General features: G+C 65.3%; 17 protein-coding genes and 1 pseudogene. 13 read left to right on the top strand and 5 right to left on the bottom strand.

What is annotated here, in order from left to right; genetic code table 11:
• Positions 1-74: 74 nt before the first annotated feature.
• The 10 genes from ccmA (at position 75) to CAG29_RS12760 (ending at position 7,455) form a co-directional block, all read left to right on the top strand.
• Positions 75-710 (top strand): cytochrome c biogenesis heme-transporting ATPase CcmA, encoded by a 636-nt coding sequence (gene ccmA, locus CAG29_RS12805; RefSeq protein WP_085577781.1) that lies wholly within the window; start codon positions 75-77, stop codon positions 708-710.
• Positions 707-1,375 carry a heme exporter protein CcmB gene (ccmB, locus tag CAG29_RS12800; protein WP_085577887.1) on the top strand — a complete coding sequence of 223 codons (669 nt, stop codon included), beginning with the start codon at positions 707-709 and terminating at the stop codon, positions 1,373-1,375. The genes ccmA and ccmB overlap by 4 nt, the downstream gene beginning before the upstream one ends.
• 76 nt (positions 1,376-1,451) lie before the next feature.
• Entirely contained in the window at positions 1,452-2,207 is a 756-nt protein-coding gene (locus CAG29_RS12795) for a heme ABC transporter permease (protein ID WP_085577780.1), read from the top strand.
• Entirely contained in the window at positions 2,204-2,380 is a 177-nt protein-coding gene (gene ccmD, locus CAG29_RS12790) for a heme exporter protein CcmD (RefSeq protein WP_008055370.1), read from the top strand. The genes CAG29_RS12795 and ccmD overlap by 4 nt, the downstream gene beginning before the upstream one ends.
• A complete protein-coding gene (gene ccmE, locus CAG29_RS12785; RefSeq protein WP_085577779.1) occupies positions 2,377-2,832 on the top strand; it encodes a cytochrome c maturation protein CcmE in 456 nt (151 codons plus the stop codon). The genes ccmD and ccmE overlap by 4 nt, the downstream gene beginning before the upstream one ends.
• A 3-nt stretch (positions 2,833-2,835) precedes the next feature.
• Complete coding sequence (locus tag CAG29_RS12780) at positions 2,836-4,824, top strand: heme lyase CcmF/NrfE family subunit (protein ID WP_085640266.1); 1,989 nt, start codon at positions 2,836-2,838, stop codon at positions 4,822-4,824.
• Entirely contained in the window at positions 4,821-5,357 is a 537-nt protein-coding gene (locus tag CAG29_RS12775) for a DsbE family thiol:disulfide interchange protein (protein ID WP_085577777.1), read from the top strand. Before CAG29_RS12780 ends, CAG29_RS12775 begins: the two co-directional genes overlap by 4 nt.
• Positions 5,354-5,824: a cytochrome c-type biogenesis protein gene (locus tag CAG29_RS12770; RefSeq protein ID WP_085577776.1), complete on the top strand. Its 471-nt coding sequence runs from the start codon at positions 5,354-5,356 to the stop codon at positions 5,822-5,824. The genes CAG29_RS12775 and CAG29_RS12770 overlap by 4 nt, the downstream gene beginning before the upstream one ends.
• The gene (gene ccmI / locus CAG29_RS12765; protein WP_085577775.1) at positions 5,821-7,023 is read left to right on the top strand and encodes a c-type cytochrome biogenesis protein CcmI; all 1,203 of its coding nucleotides are present in this window, start codon (positions 5,821-5,823) and stop codon (positions 7,021-7,023) included. Before CAG29_RS12770 ends, ccmI begins: the two co-directional genes overlap by 4 nt.
• Before the next feature lie 27 nt (positions 7,024-7,050).
• Positions 7,051-7,455, top strand: coding sequence for a hypothetical protein (locus CAG29_RS12760; RefSeq protein ID WP_085577774.1), 405 nt, complete (start codon positions 7,051-7,053; stop codon positions 7,453-7,455).
• Positions 7,456-7,513: 58 nt separating this feature from the next.
• On the opposite strand, the pseudogene CAG29_RS12755 reads toward CAG29_RS12760, so the two are convergent.
• From CAG29_RS12755 to CAG29_RS12745, 3 genes and pseudogenes are all read right to left on the bottom strand, one after another.
• Positions 7,514-8,088: pseudogene (locus CAG29_RS12755) on the bottom strand (PIN domain-containing protein).
• Positions 8,085-8,552, bottom strand: coding sequence for a helix-turn-helix domain-containing protein (locus CAG29_RS12750; RefSeq protein ID WP_085631162.1), 468 nt, complete (start codon positions 8,550-8,552; stop codon positions 8,085-8,087). Before CAG29_RS12750 ends, CAG29_RS12755 begins: the two are co-directional and overlap by 4 nt.
• Before the next feature lie 84 nt (positions 8,553-8,636).
• Positions 8,637-9,524: a LysR family transcriptional regulator gene (locus tag CAG29_RS12745; RefSeq protein WP_085694608.1), complete on the bottom strand. Its 888-nt coding sequence runs from the start codon at positions 9,522-9,524 to the stop codon at positions 8,637-8,639.
• A 175-nt stretch (positions 9,525-9,699) separates the two neighbouring features.
• Between CAG29_RS12745 and CAG29_RS12740 the strand changes: the two genes are divergently transcribed.
• Positions 9,700-9,912: a type II toxin-antitoxin system HicA family toxin gene (locus tag CAG29_RS12740; RefSeq protein ID WP_085577770.1), complete on the top strand. Its 213-nt coding sequence runs from the start codon at positions 9,700-9,702 to the stop codon at positions 9,910-9,912.
• Positions 9,912-10,316 carry a type II toxin-antitoxin system HicB family antitoxin gene (locus CAG29_RS12735; protein WP_085577769.1) on the top strand — a complete coding sequence of 135 codons (405 nt, stop codon included), beginning with the start codon at positions 9,912-9,914 and terminating at the stop codon, positions 10,314-10,316. The genes CAG29_RS12740 and CAG29_RS12735 overlap by 1 nt, the downstream gene beginning before the upstream one ends.
• A 120-nt stretch (positions 10,317-10,436) precedes the next feature.
• On the opposite strand, the gene CAG29_RS12730 is transcribed toward CAG29_RS12735, so the two are convergent.
• A complete protein-coding gene (locus tag CAG29_RS12730) occupies positions 10,437-11,624 on the bottom strand; it encodes an MFS transporter (protein WP_085694606.1) in 1,188 nt (395 codons plus the stop codon).
• A gap of 241 nt (positions 11,625-11,865) precedes the next feature.
• Between CAG29_RS12730 and CAG29_RS12725 the strand changes: the two genes are divergently transcribed.
• Positions 11,866-12,486, top strand: coding sequence for a DUF5666 domain-containing protein (locus CAG29_RS12725; RefSeq protein ID WP_085694605.1), 621 nt, complete (start codon positions 11,866-11,868; stop codon positions 12,484-12,486).
• Between the two features lie 53 nt (positions 12,487-12,539).
• On the opposite strand, the gene CAG29_RS12720 is transcribed toward CAG29_RS12725, so the two are convergent.
• Complete coding sequence (locus tag CAG29_RS12720) at positions 12,540-13,538, bottom strand: sulfate ABC transporter substrate-binding protein (protein ID WP_085577766.1); 999 nt, start codon at positions 13,536-13,538, stop codon at positions 12,540-12,542.
• Between the last annotated feature and the right edge of the window lie 19 nt (positions 13,539-13,557).

Genomic DNA, 13,557 nt, shown 5'->3' with positions numbered 1-13,557 from the left:
GTCATTGCATCTATGCTGCAACTCTTTAACGGCCGCGCCAGAGCCGACTTGAACCGTATAAGGCCCGTGAACCCTTGACCAGTCCTGTCCTGCAAACCGTTGCCCTCGCGTGCGAGCGAGACCTGCGGCTTCTGTTCGAAAATCTCGATTTGAGACTGGCCAGTGGCGATATGGTGCAGATCAGCGGTCCCAACGGCAGCGGCAAGACCAGCCTGTTGCGCCTGCTCGCCGGCCTGATGCAACCGACCGGCGGTCAGGTGCTGCTCAATGGCCGTCCGCTGGCCGAGCAACGCAGCGAACTGGCGCGCAACCTGCTGTGGATCGGCCATGCCGCCGGCATCAAGGACCTGCTCACGCCGGAAGAGAACCTGGCCTGGCTCTGCGCCCTGCATCGGCCCGCCCCCAAGGAGGCGATCTGGCAGGCCCTGGCGGCGGTCGGATTGCGCGGGTTCGAAGACGTTCCCTGCCATAACCTGTCCGCCGGCCAGCAGCGTCGCGTGGCGCTGGCGCGCCTGTACCTGGACAGCCCGCCGCTGTGGATCCTCGACGAACCCTTCACCGCCCTCGACAAGTCGGGCGTGGCGCAGCTCGAAGCGCACCTGGCCGAGCACTGCGGGCGCGGCGGCCTGGTGGTGCTGACCACCCACCACACGCTGGGCCGGACGCCGGCCGGCTACCGCGACATCGATCTGGGGAATTGGGCGGCATGAGTGTGTTCGGACTGCTGGTCGCCCGCGAATCCCGCCTGCTGTTCCGCCGCCCGGCGGAGCTGGCCAATCCGCTGATTTTCTTCGCCATCGTCATCGCGCTGTTCCCGCTGGCCGTCGGCCCGGAAACACAAGTGTTGCAAAACCTGTCCCCGGGGTTAGTCTGGGTGGCGGCGCTGTTGTCGGTTCTGCTCTCGCTGGACGGGCTTTTCCGCAGCGATTTCGAGGACGGCTCCCTGGAACAGTGGGTCCTTTCGCCGCACCCCCTGCCTCTTCTGGTACTGGCCAAGGTGCTGGCACACTGGCTGTTCTCGGGGCTGGCACTGGTTTTGCTCTCTCCCTTGCTGGCATTGATGCTCGGCCTGCCGACCGCCTGTCTGCCGGTGCTGCTGTTTTCGCTGCTGCTGGGAACGCCGGTGCTGAGCCTGCTCGGTGCGGTGGGCGCGGCGCTGACGGTGGGGTTGAAGCGGGGCGGGCTGCTGCTGGCGCTGCTGATCCTGCCGTTGTACATCCCGGTGCTGATCCTGGGCAGCGGCGCCTTGCAGGCGGCGCTGCAGGGCATGCCGGCGACCGGTTATCTCCTGTGGCTCGGCAGCCTGGCCGCCCTGGCGATCACCCTGACACCCTTTGCAATAGCGGCTGGCCTGAAGATCAGCGTCGGCGAATAATGATGAGGTCTGATCAATATTTGATCAGCAAAGACCCAGGCCCTTCACAGCGAAGGGCACCCGTGATGGAAACAGTATGAACTGGACCTGGTTTCACAAGCTCGGCTCGCCCAAGTGGTTTTACGGCATCAGCAGCAGAATGCTGCCGTGGCTCGGCATTTCGGCGGTGCTGCTGATCGCCGTCGGCGTCGTCTGGGGGCTGGCTTTCGCGCCGCCGGACTATCAGCAAGGCAACAGCTTTCGCATCATCTACATCCACGTGCCCACCGCGATGCTCGCTCAGTCGATCTACGTGATGCTGGCGGTGTGCGGGGTGGTGGGGCTGGTCTGGAAGATGAAGCTGGCCGATGTCGCGCTGCAATGCGCCGCGCCCGTCGGCGCCTGGATGACCGCCGTGGCGCTGGTCACCGGAGCGATCTGGGGCAAGCCGACCTGGGGTTCGTGGTGGGTCTGGGACGCGCGCCTGACCTCCATGCTGATCCTGTTGTTCCTCTATTTCGGCGTCATCGCCCTGGGCAACGCCATCAGCAACCGCGACAGCGCCGCCAAGGCCTGCGCGGTGCTGGCCATCGTCGGCGTGATCAACATCCCGATCATCAAGTACTCGGTGGAGTGGTGGAACACCCTGCACCAGGGCGCGACCTTCACCCTCACCGAAAAGCCGGCGATGCCGGTCGAGATGTGGCTGCCGCTGCTGCTGACGGCACTGGGCTTCTATTGCTTCTTCGGCGCGGTGCTGCTCATGCGCATGCGCCTTGAGGTGCTCAAGCGCGAGGCCCGCGCCAGTTGGGTCAAAGAAGAAGTGCAGCACAGCCTGGAGGCCGCCCGATGAGTTTCGCGTCATTCGGCGATTTCCTCGCCATGGGCCATCACGGCCTGTATGTCTGGTCGGCCTACGGCATCTGCCTGGCGGTGCTGGCCCTCAACGTCGCGGCGCCGATCCTGGCCCGCAAGCGGTATCTGCAACAGGAGGCGCGTCGTCTGCGCCGGGAGAACGGCAAGTGAATCCGCTGCGCAAGAAACGTCTGATCATCATCCTGGCGATCCTGGTCGGGGTCGGCGCCGCCGTCGGCCTGGCCCTGAGCGCCCTGCAGCAGAACATCAACCTTTTCTACACCCCGACCCAGATCGCCAACGGCGAAGCGCCGCACGACACACGCATCCGCGCCGGCGGCATGGTCGAGCAGGGCTCGCTGCAACGTTCCCCGGATTCCCTGGACGTCCGCTTCGTCGTCACCGACTTCAACAAGTCCGTGACCATCACCTACCGCGGCATCCTGCCGGACCTGTTCCGCGAAGGGCAGGGCATCGTCGCCCTCGGCAAGCTCAACGCCGACGGCGTGGTGGTGGCCGATGAGGTGCTGGCCAAGCACGACGAGAAGTACATGCCGCCGGAAGTGACCAAGGCCCTGAAAGACAGCGGCCAGTCGGTGCCGGCACCGGCGAAGGAGGGCTGAACCATGACGTCCGCGATCTTCATACCCGAACTCGGCCACCTGGCCATGATCCTCGCGCTGTGCCTGGCGCTGGTGCAGGCGGTGGTGCCGCTGCTCGGCGCCTGGCGCGGCGACCGCCTGTGGATGGGCCTGGCCCAGCCGGCGGCGTGGGGGCAGTTCGCCTTCCTGGTGTTCGCCTTCGGCTGCCTGACCTACGCGTTCATGACCGACGACTTCTCCGTGGCCTACGTCGCGATGAACTCCAACAGCGCCTTGCCGTGGTACTACAAGTTCAGCGCCGTGTGGGGCGCCCACGAAGGCTCGCTGCTGTTGTGGGCGCTGATCCTCGGCGGCTGGACCTTCGCGGTGTCGGTGTTCTCCCGGCAGTTGCCGCAGGTCATGCTGGCCCGCGTGCTGGCGGTGATGGGCATGATCAGCACAGGCTTCCTGCTGTTCCTGATCATCACCTCCAACCCGTTCTCGCGGATCCTGCCGCAGGTGCCGGCCGACGGCCGCGACCTCAACCCGCTGCTGCAGGACATCGGCCTGATCGTTCACCCGCCGATGCTCTACATGGGCTATGTCGGCTTCTCGGTGGCCTTCGCCTTCGCCATCGCCGCGCTGCTCGGCGGCCGGCTCGATGCGGCGTGGGCGCGCTGGTCGCGGCCGTGGACCATCGTCGCCTGGGCGTTCCTGGGCATCGGCATCACCCTCGGCTCGTGGTGGGCCTACTACGAGCTCGGCTGGGGCGGCTGGTGGTTCTGGGATCCGGTGGAAAACGCCTCGTTCATGCCGTGGCTGGTGGGCACGGCCCTGATCCACTCGCTGGCCGTCACCGAAAAGCGCGGCGTGTTCAAGAGCTGGACGGTGCTGCTGGCCATCGCCGCATTCTCCTTGAGCCTGCTCGGCACCTTCCTCGTGCGTTCCGGCGTGCTGACCTCGGTGCACGCGTTCGCTTCGGATCCGGAGCGCGGCGTGTTCATCCTGATGTTCCTGCTGTTCGTGGTCGGCGGCTCGCTGACGCTGTTCGCGCTGCGCGCGCCAGTGGTCAAGAGCCAGGTCGGCTTCAACCTGTGGTCGCGCGAAACCCTGCTGCTGGGCAACAACCTGATCCTGGTCGTGGCGGCCTCGATGATTCTGCTCGGCACCCTGTATCCGTTGGTGCTCGATGCGTTGAGCGGCGCCAAGCTGTCGGTCGGGCCGCCGTACTTCAACGCGCTGTTCATCCCGCTGATGGCGTTGCTGATGGTGGTGATGGCGGTCGGGGTGATCGTGCGCTGGAAGGACACGCCGGTGAAATGGCTGGCGGGCATGCTGGCCCCGGTGCTGCTGGGCAGCGTCGGCCTGGCGGTGGTGGCCGGCGTGGCCTACGGCGATTTCAATTGGGCGGTGCTGGCCACGTTCCTGCTGGCCGCCTGGGTGTTGCTGGCCAGCGTGCGCGACATTGTCGACAAGACCCGCCATAAGGGCCTGATCAAGGGCTTGCCGAGCCTGACCCGCAGCTATTGGGGCATGCACCTGGCGCACGTGGGCATCGCCGTCTGCGCCCTGGGCGTGGTGCTGTCGAGCCAGAACAGCGCCGAGCGCGACCTGCGCCTGGAACCGGGCGAGTCGATGGAGCTGGCCGGTTACCGGTTCGTCTTCGAAGGCGCCAAGCACTTCGAGGGGCCGAACTTCACGTCCGACAAGGGCACTGTCCGCGTCCTGCGCGACGGCAAGGAAGTCAGCGTGCTGCATCCTGAGAAACGTCTGTACACCGTGCAGAGTTCGATGATGACCGAAGCCGGGATCGACGCCGGTTTCACCCGTGACCTCTATGTCGCCCTGGGCGAGCCGCTGGGCGACGGCGCCTGGGCGGTGCGGGTGCACGTCAAGCCGTTCGTGCGCTGGATCTGGTTCGGCGGGTTGCTGACCGGTCTGGGCGGCGTGCTCGCGGCGCTGGACCGGCGCTACCGGGTCAAAGTCAAAAGCCGGGTGCGTGAAGCGCTGGGCATGGAAGGAGCCGCTGCATGAGACGTTGGTTGATGCTGGTGCCCCTGGCGGTGTTCCTGCTGGTGGCCGTTTTCCTTTACCGCGGCCTGTACCTGGATCCTGCGGAACTGCCGTCGGCGATGATCGGCAAGCCGTTTCCGGAGTTCTCCCTGCCGGCGGTGCAGGGCGACAAGACCCTGACCCGCGCCGACATCCTCGGCAAGCCGGCCCTGGTGAACGTCTGGGGCACGTGGTGCATTTCCTGCCGGGTCGAGCACCCGGTGCTGAACAAACTGGCTGAGCGCGGCGTGGTGATCTACGGCATCAACTACAAGGACACCAACGCCGACGCCCTGAAATGGCTGGCCGAGTTCCACAATCCGTACCGCCTCGACATCCGCGACGACGAAGGCTCCCTGGGCCTGAACCTCGGTGTGTACGGTGCCCCCGAAACCTTCTTCATCGACGCCAAGGGGATCATCCGCGACAAGTTCGTGGGGGTGATCGACGAGCAGGTCTGGCGGGAAAAACTGGCGGCCAAGTACCAGGCGCTGGTCGACGAGGCCACGCCATGAAGCGCTGGATCGCCGCCGCTGTCCTGGGCCTGAGCCTGGCCGGCGTGGCCCATGCGGCCATCGACACCTACCAGTTCGCCAAGGACGCGGATCGCGAGCGCTTTCGCGAACTGACCAAGGAACTGCGTTGCCCCAAGTGCCAGAACCAGGACATCGCCGACTCCAACGCGCCGATCGCCGCCGACCTGCGCAAGGAGATCTTCCGCATGCTTGGCGAGGGCAAGGACAATCAGCAGATCATCGACTTCATGGTCGACCGCTACGGTGATTTCGTCCGCTACAAGCCGGCGCTCAACGCCAAGACCGCGTTGCTGTGGTTCGGCCCTGCCGGGCTGCTGCTCGGCGGCCTGGCGGTGATCGCCGTGATCGTGCGCCGCCGTCGCGGGCAACGCGCCGAGACGCCGTCCTCGCTGTCCGCCGAAGAGCGCCAGCGCCTCGACCAACTGTTGGATAAAAACCAAGAATGATTGATTTCTGGCTCGCCGCAGGGCTGTTGCTTCTGGTCGCCCTGAGTTTTCTGCTGATTCCCGTGCTGCGCGGCCGCCGTGCCCAGCGCGAGGAAGACCGCACCGCCCTGAACGTCGCGCTGTACCAGGAACGCGTGGCCGAGCTGCAGGCGCAGCAGGCCGAAGGCGTGCTCGACGCCGCGCAGATGGACAGCGGCCGCGCCGAGGCGGCCCGTGAGCTGCTGGCCGACACCGAAGGCGTGGCGCCGGCGCGGGTTTCCCGTCTGGGCAAGCCGTTGCCGCTACTGGCGGCCGTACTGGTGCCGGTGCTGGGCCTGGGGCTGTACCTGCATTTCGGCGCCAGCGACAAGGTCGAGCTGACCCGGGAGTTCGCCCAGGCGCCGCAGTCGATGGAAGAGATGACCCGGCGCCTTGAGCGCACGGTGGCGGCGCAACCGGACTCGGCCGAAGGCCTGTACTTCCTCGGCCGCACCTACATGGCCCAGGACCGGCCGGCGGACGCGGCGAAGATGTTCGAGCGCACCGTCAACCTGGCCGGGCGTCAGCCGGAGCTACTGGGCCAATGGGCCCAGGCGCAGTATTTCGCCGACGGCAAGAAATGGTCGGACAAGGTCAAGGCCCTGACCGACGAGGCGCTGAAGGCCGATCCGAAGGAAGTCACCAGCCTCGGCCTGCTGGGCATCGCTGCCTTCGAAGGCGAGCGCTACCAGGAAGCCATCGATTACTGGAACCGTCTGCTGGCGCAACTGCCGCCCCAAGACAAGTCCCGCGAAGCCCTGCAGGGCGGCATCGACCGCGCCACCGAGAAACTGGTGGCCAGCGGCGGCAAGGTCGCCCAGGCACCGGCGCCGAAGGCGGCTGCGCGGCTCAAGGTCAGCGTGGCCCTGGCCAGCGAGCTCAAGGGCAAGGTGCAGCCGGGCGACAGCGTGTTCATCTTCGCCCGCGCCACTTCGGGCCCTCCGGCGCCGTTGGCGGCCAAGCGCCTGACCGTCGCGGACCTGCCGGTGACCGTCGAGCTGGGCGATGCCGACGCGATGATGCCGCAGTTGAAACTGTCGAACTTCCCTGAAGTCCAACTGGTTGCGCGCGTTTCCCGTGCCGGTCAACCGACGGCGGGAGAGTGGGTCGGCCGCAGCCAGCCATTGGCGAGCAGCACCACCGCGCCGCAGACACTGACCATCGACAGCCCGGACAAATAGGCCGGACAACCTCAGGAACGCACCGCCATGAACGCCCTCGCCCGAATCACCATCATCACGTTGGCCATAGGGCTCAGCGCCTGTGCGGTGCAGCAACCTGAACCGACCCGGCTGCCGCCGATCCCGCCGTCGCAACCGGGCCCGAAACCGTCGACGCCGGCGACACCGGCCAAGCCGGGCCTTCCCGCGAAGCCTTCGAAACCGGTGCCGCGCACCTCCGCCAGCTTCGCCCCGCCGCCGGGCGGCAACAGCCACTGGGATCAGAAGCTGGGCGTGTATGTCCTCGACGACCAGCCCGACACCTTCTACCGCCAGCGTACCTACTACCGCTGGAACAACGGCTGGAGCCGCTCGATCAGCCCCAACGGCCCGTGGGAAGAGACCAACATCCACGGCGTGCCGGCGGGGCTGGGCAAACAGTACGGGCAATGAACGAAAAACGGCGATCCTTGGATCGCCGTTTTGCTGTCTGGCGGTTATGCGCGCGCTTTCAGAGCAACGCCCGAAACCCGTTGAGTGCCCCTACCGATCGGGCCAGGCCTTGCCGTTGCAGCAGACTCAGAAACGGTTCGACCTCCATCGGCGGTGTCTTCAGTTGCTGGCGCTGACGTTGGGCGGCTCTGACGACGGCTGACGAATCCAGATGGAACAGGTTCTCGACGAATTCATCCGGGTGTTGCGCCTCGATGCCGAAGCCGGCGAGGTGCGTTTCAGGAAAGTCCTTGAGGTTGAACGTCACGATCACGCCGGCGCCGCAGCGTATGGCGGCCGCCAGCACATGACGGTCATCCCGGTCGGGCAGCGACAGTCCGGTGACGAGATCCTCGTAGCCGTCGACACAGGCATCGGGAACGCACGATCCATCAGTTCCGATGTGCGATCCAGTTGTTCCATGCTCAGGTCGGTGCGGTTCTTCAGCAGGTTGCGTTTCCATTCGCGGTGAATCTCCTTGGTCCATTTCGCCCGAAAAAGCCCGGAGAGGGCGAGCCACATCAGGAAGTCCCTCAAGGGGGCCGGGTACAAAACACATGCATCGTATACAGCGGTGAAAGAGGAGTGCCTCACTCGTATCCTGTCCTTAACGCCTGTGCCTGCTCCGCGAGAAGCGCCATTGCCTGCTCGCTGGCGGTTTCGCGCCGGGCCTTATAGTCCATCAGATCGGCAAAGCGCACACGTCGGTGCTTGCCGGTTTTGTGGTAGGACAACTCACCGCTTTCCAGCAGCTTTATGAGGTGCGGGCGTGAGACGTTGAGCAGATCGGCGGCTTCCTGCGTGGTCAGTTCGGCGTGCACGGGCACGACCTTCACGGCGTTGCCTTCGGCCAGTGCCGCGAGAATGTCGGCCAGCAAGCGCAATGCCGAGGTGGGCAGTTCGACCCGGTGCGCTTCGTTGCGCTCATCGAAGATCTGGATGTGCTGGGTTTCGTGCCGGGTGGCCAGGTAAGCCGACAGGGCACGCTGGCCCTCCATGGCAGCCCGGACTTCGCGTTCGGCGGGGAGATTGATGGAGGGATGAACGATCATGGACATAGTACTGTTCCAGCATTCTGGGAGATGGATGCCGGAACGTTATTCGAATTAATCGAAAATCGCAATAAACGAAACGTGAAGGTTTCAGCCCTCCGCCGTCAGCGTTTTCTGCACATGGTCAACGAATGCCCGCGCCTTGGCGCTGGCCATTCGGCCTGTCGGGAAGACCGCCCAGAGATCCTGGGGCGGCAGCGTCCAGTCCTGCAGGACCTCCACCACCGCGCCGCTGGCCAGTTCCGGCTCGAACATCCACCAGGAGGCGACGCTCAAGCCCTGACCGGCGAGGACGGCCGCGCGCAAGCCTTCGGCGGCGCTGACCCGCAGGCGTCCGCTCAGGGTGGCAGTCTGCTCTTCGCTGCCCTTTGAAAACGTCCAGGTCGCGCCGCCGCTGCGGTTGTACACGGTGGCCTGGTGCTGCGACAGATCGGCGGGGCAAGTGGGGATGCCGTGTCGGGCAAAGTAGGTCGGGGTTCCCAGCACGACCCGGCGGCAGGAGGCGATCCTGCGTGCCGTCAGGCCGGAGTCGACGAGGTTGCCCATGCGCAGGGCGACGTCGATGCCTTCTTCCATGAGGTTGATGTTGCGGTCGTCCAGCATCAGGTCGACGCTCAACTGCGGGTGCTGGTCGAGAAACAACCCCAGGCGCGGCACCACGTTCATCCGGCCGAACGTCACGGCGGCGCTGACCCGCAGGTTGCCGCTCAGGCCGCTGGCGCTGCCCCGGGCGGCGTTGTCGGCTTCGTCGGCCTCTTCCAGGGTGCGCTTGGCCCGCTCGAAATACGCCAATCCGGCCTCGGTGGGCGTCAGGCCCCGGGTCGAGCGCAGCAGCAGGCGCACGGCAAGCCGCGCCTCAAGCTGGGCGATGGTTTTCGACACGGCGGGCTGGCCGATGTCCAGGCGCCTGGCCGCCGCGGAAAACGACCCGGTTTCCACGACGCAGACGAAGGTTTCCATGGCGGCGAGACGGTCCATCCGATTTTCCCTGCAGGATCGGTATTGATAGGTCGGCAGAAGGTGCCGAGTGTAATCCGGCGTGGCCGCTTGATCACATGTTGCAAAACAACCGAGCGTCGTGGCGGCCAATCCTGTGCTTGAGTAAACATAACTCTGGAGTTATTTTTTATGGGCCGAGCCAAGGAGGCGGTAGGTGCAGAGCAGGCTATTGATCAAGGAGCTGGAGGACGCAGGGTGGGTACTGGATCGTGTCACCGGCAGTCATCACATTTTTACTCATCGCTACAGTCCGTACTCGATTCCCGTCCCGCATCCGAAGAAGGATTTGCCGCTTGGGACGGTCAAGAGCATCAGGCGGCGTGCGGGGCTGTTGAACCCGTCAGCCGGTCAAACAGGAGATCCGTAATGCAATACCCGATCTGCATCGAATGGGGCGACGAAAACACGGCCATCGGCATTCAGATCCCGGATATCCCGGGTGCGGTCACGGCCGGGGACACGTTCGAGGATGCCTACAAGGCGGCTGTTGAGGTTGCGCATCTCATGCTGCAGGAAATGGCGACGGGCGGAGAGTCTGTTCCCATGCCGACCTCGGCGGCCGCCCACCGCAGCAACCCGGAGTTCGCGGGAATGGGCTGGGGCATGCTGGAACTGGATGTTTCGCCTTACATGGGCAAGACCGAAAAGGTCAACGTGACGCTGCCCGGTTATGTGATCCAGCGAATCGACCGGTATGTGCGCGAGCACAACATCAAGAGCCGTTCTTCGTTTCTGGCGGATGCGGCCATGGAGAAGCTGGTTCGCTATTGACTGCCCGGCTGTGCCCTGACTCTAGCCATCGTCAGCAGGCTGGCTCTCGCCCAGGATTCGTTCGTTGCGCAAATTCTGGGTGGGAGCCGCGATACGGCTTCCTCGCGAAGCGCCTGGCGCTTACGTCGTCGCCAACGCCGGCCTCTTCGCCACACTCAGGAACCGCACCAGCGCCAGCAGCGGAAACGCGCTGCCCACGATCACGATCCACAGCCAGCCGCCATGCTCGTACACCGTGCTGGCCACCGACGAGCCGAAGGCGCCGCCGATGAAGATGCTGGTCATGTACAGCGCGTTGAGGCGGCCGCGGCTTTTGGCGTCCAGGGTGTACACCGCGCGCTGGCCGAGCACCATGTTCATCTGCACGCAGAAGTCGAGCACCACGCCGGTGACCGCCAGGCCGATCACGCTGTAGGCCGGGTGGATGAAGGCCGGCAGGAAGCTCAAGGCGGCGAACAGCATGGCCAGCAGCGAGGCGATGCGGGTGTGGCCGGCGTCGGCCAGGCGGCCGCTGATGGGGGCGGCGACGGCGCCGATGGCCCCGACCAGGGCGAAGATCGCGATCTGGCTCTGGGACAGGCCATGATTGCGCGCAAGCTCCAGCGGCACGGCGGTCCAGAACAGGCTGAAGGCGGCGAACATGCAGCCTTGGTAGAACGCACGCTGGCGCAGCACCGGTTGCTGGCGCAGCAGCGTCCACAGCGAGCCGATCAACTGGCCGTAGGAGGCGCTGTGATCCGGCTGGCGCTTGGGCACGGTGAGGGCGAGGACGACGCTGATCGCCGCCATCAGCGCCGCGGCGATCATGAACATCGCGCGCCAGCCGAAGTGGTCGGCCACCACGCTCGACACGGGACGCGCCAGCAGGATGCCCAGCAGCAGGCCGCCCATGATTCCGCCGACGACCCGGCCACGGGATTCCTCCGGCGTCAGGTGCGCGGCCAGCGGGATGAGGATCTGCACCGACACCGAGCTGAAGCCCACCAGCAGCGAAACCAGCAAAAACACGTTGGGCTGCTCGGTGAACGCCGCGCCGAGCAGACTGGCGATGGCCACCACGGTGGTGGCGATCATCAAGCGGCGGTTCTCCAACAGGTCGCCCAGCGGCACCAGGAAGAACAGGCCCAGCGCGTAACCGATCTGGGTCAGCGAGACGATGAAGCTGGCCAGGGTGTCGGTCAGGCCGATGTCCGGTGCGATCAGGCCGATGATCGGCTGGGCGTAGTAGATGTTGGCAACGATGGCGCCGCAGCAGAAAGCGAACAGCAGCACCATGCCTCGGGTCATTGCGTGAGTTGTGGCGGTCATGGGGTTCTCAGGTCCGGCAAATGGGAATGCGGTGAGGCTAAGGGACGCGGCGGGCCGGCGGTAGCGGGCCTGGATCGATATCAGTTATTCCGTTGCGGAATAGGTGGCGTCCCTGGGGATGTCGTCCATCGGCGAACCTTGCGTCCGACCGTTGAGGGCTGATGATACATTCACTTACATCTTGTTCGATAGCATGCTTATGTTGACGGTGGGTTTTCGAGTTCATGAAGGGAGGATCGCGATGTTTCGACAGTGGATTCGCTGCGGCGCAACCCTGGCCTTGATCGGCCTGTTCGGTGCCGGCGGCGCGCAGGCCGGCGAGGCGCCGGGCATGCGCATGGGTGTGCGCGGCGAGATCGCCGCCGTCAGCCCCGACACGCTGAGGGTGCACGTCAACAGCGGCGAGAACGTGGTGATCCAGTTGACCAAGGACACCCGGATCCGCGCCGTGACCCTGGCCAACATCGAGGACATCAAGCCCGGCAGCTACATCGGCTCGGCGGCCATTCCCCAGGAAGACGGCACGCTCAAGGCGCTGGAGGTGCATGTGTTTCCGCCGGAGTTGGCCGGCAGCGGCGACGGCCACCGGCCGTTCGACCTGGCCAAGGGCAGCAGCATGACCAACGGCAGCGTCGGCGACCTGGTGGTGAGCAACGGCCGGGTGCTGACCGTCAACTACAAGGGCGGCCAGCAGAAGATCCTGGTGCCGGAGGACGTGCCCATCGTCAACCTGCTGCCGGGCGACCGCAGCCTGCTCAAGGTCGGGGTGAAGATCGTCACGTTCGTGACCCAGAGCGCCGACGGCACGCTGACGGCGCAGTCGATCTCGGCGGGCAAGGACGGCGTGACCCCGCCGATGTGATCTCCAATGAAAAAGGCGACCGTTTGGTCGCCTTTTTCATTGCCGTCGGGGGCTTATTTGTTGGTGTAGATCTGATCGAAGATCCCGCCGTCGTTGAAGTGGGTCTTCTGCACGGTGCGCCAGTCGCCGAAGGTCTTCTCCACCGACAGGAAGTCGACTTTCGGGAAGCGGTCGGTGTACTTGGCCAGCACCGCCGGATCACGCGGACGCAGGTAGTTGGCGGCGGCGATCTCTTGGCCTTCCGGCGACCACAGGTACTTGAGGTAAGCCTCGGCGGCGGCGCGGGAGCCTTTCTTCTCGACCACCTTGTCGACCACCGACACCGGCGGCTCGGCTTCGGCGGAGACGCTCGGGTAGATGACCTCGAACTGGTCGCGGCCGAACTCGCGGGCGATCATTTCCGCCTCGTTCTCGAAGGTCACCAGCACGTCGCCGATCTGGTTGGTCATGAACGTGGTGGTGGCGGCGCGGCCGCCGGTGTCCAGCACGGGGGCCTGCTTGAACAGCTTGCCGACGAAGTCCTTGGCCTTGTTCTCGTCGCCGCCGTTCTTGAGCACATAACCCCAGGCCGACAGGTAGGTGTAGCGACCGTTGCCCGAGGTCTTCGGGTTGGGCACGATCACCTGCACGCCGTCCTTGAGCAGGTCCGGCCAGTCTTTCAAGGCCTTCGGGTTGCCCTTGCGCACGATGAACACCGTGGCGGAGGTGAACGGCGCGCTGTTGTTCGGCAGGCGCGCGACCCAGTCGTTCGGCACCAGTTTGCCGTTGTCCGCCAGGGCGTTGATGTCGGTGGCCATGTTCATGGTGATGACGTCGGCCGGCAGGCCGTCGATGACCGAGCGCGCCTGTTTGCTCGAACCGCCGAACGACATCTGCACGGTGATGTTTTCGTTGTGCTCGGCCTGCCAGTGCTTCTGGAACGCGGTGTTGTAGTCCTTGTAGAAATCGCGCATCACGTCGTAGGAAACGTTCAGCAGGGTCGGTGCGGCCTGGGCGGCGCCAGTGAAGGCGAGGGCGGCGGCGAGAAGTGAGGCGCCAAAGAGTTTTTTCACTGCGCATTCCTTGTTCTGG

It is taken from the genome of Pseudomonas sp. B7(2017) (assembly GCF_002112745.1).
Classification (GTDB): domain Bacteria; phylum Pseudomonadota; class Gammaproteobacteria; order Pseudomonadales; family Pseudomonadaceae; genus Aquipseudomonas; species Aquipseudomonas ekonensis.
Note: the sequence above shows the minus strand (reverse complement) of the source record. Positions and strands in the feature narration are given on the sequence as shown.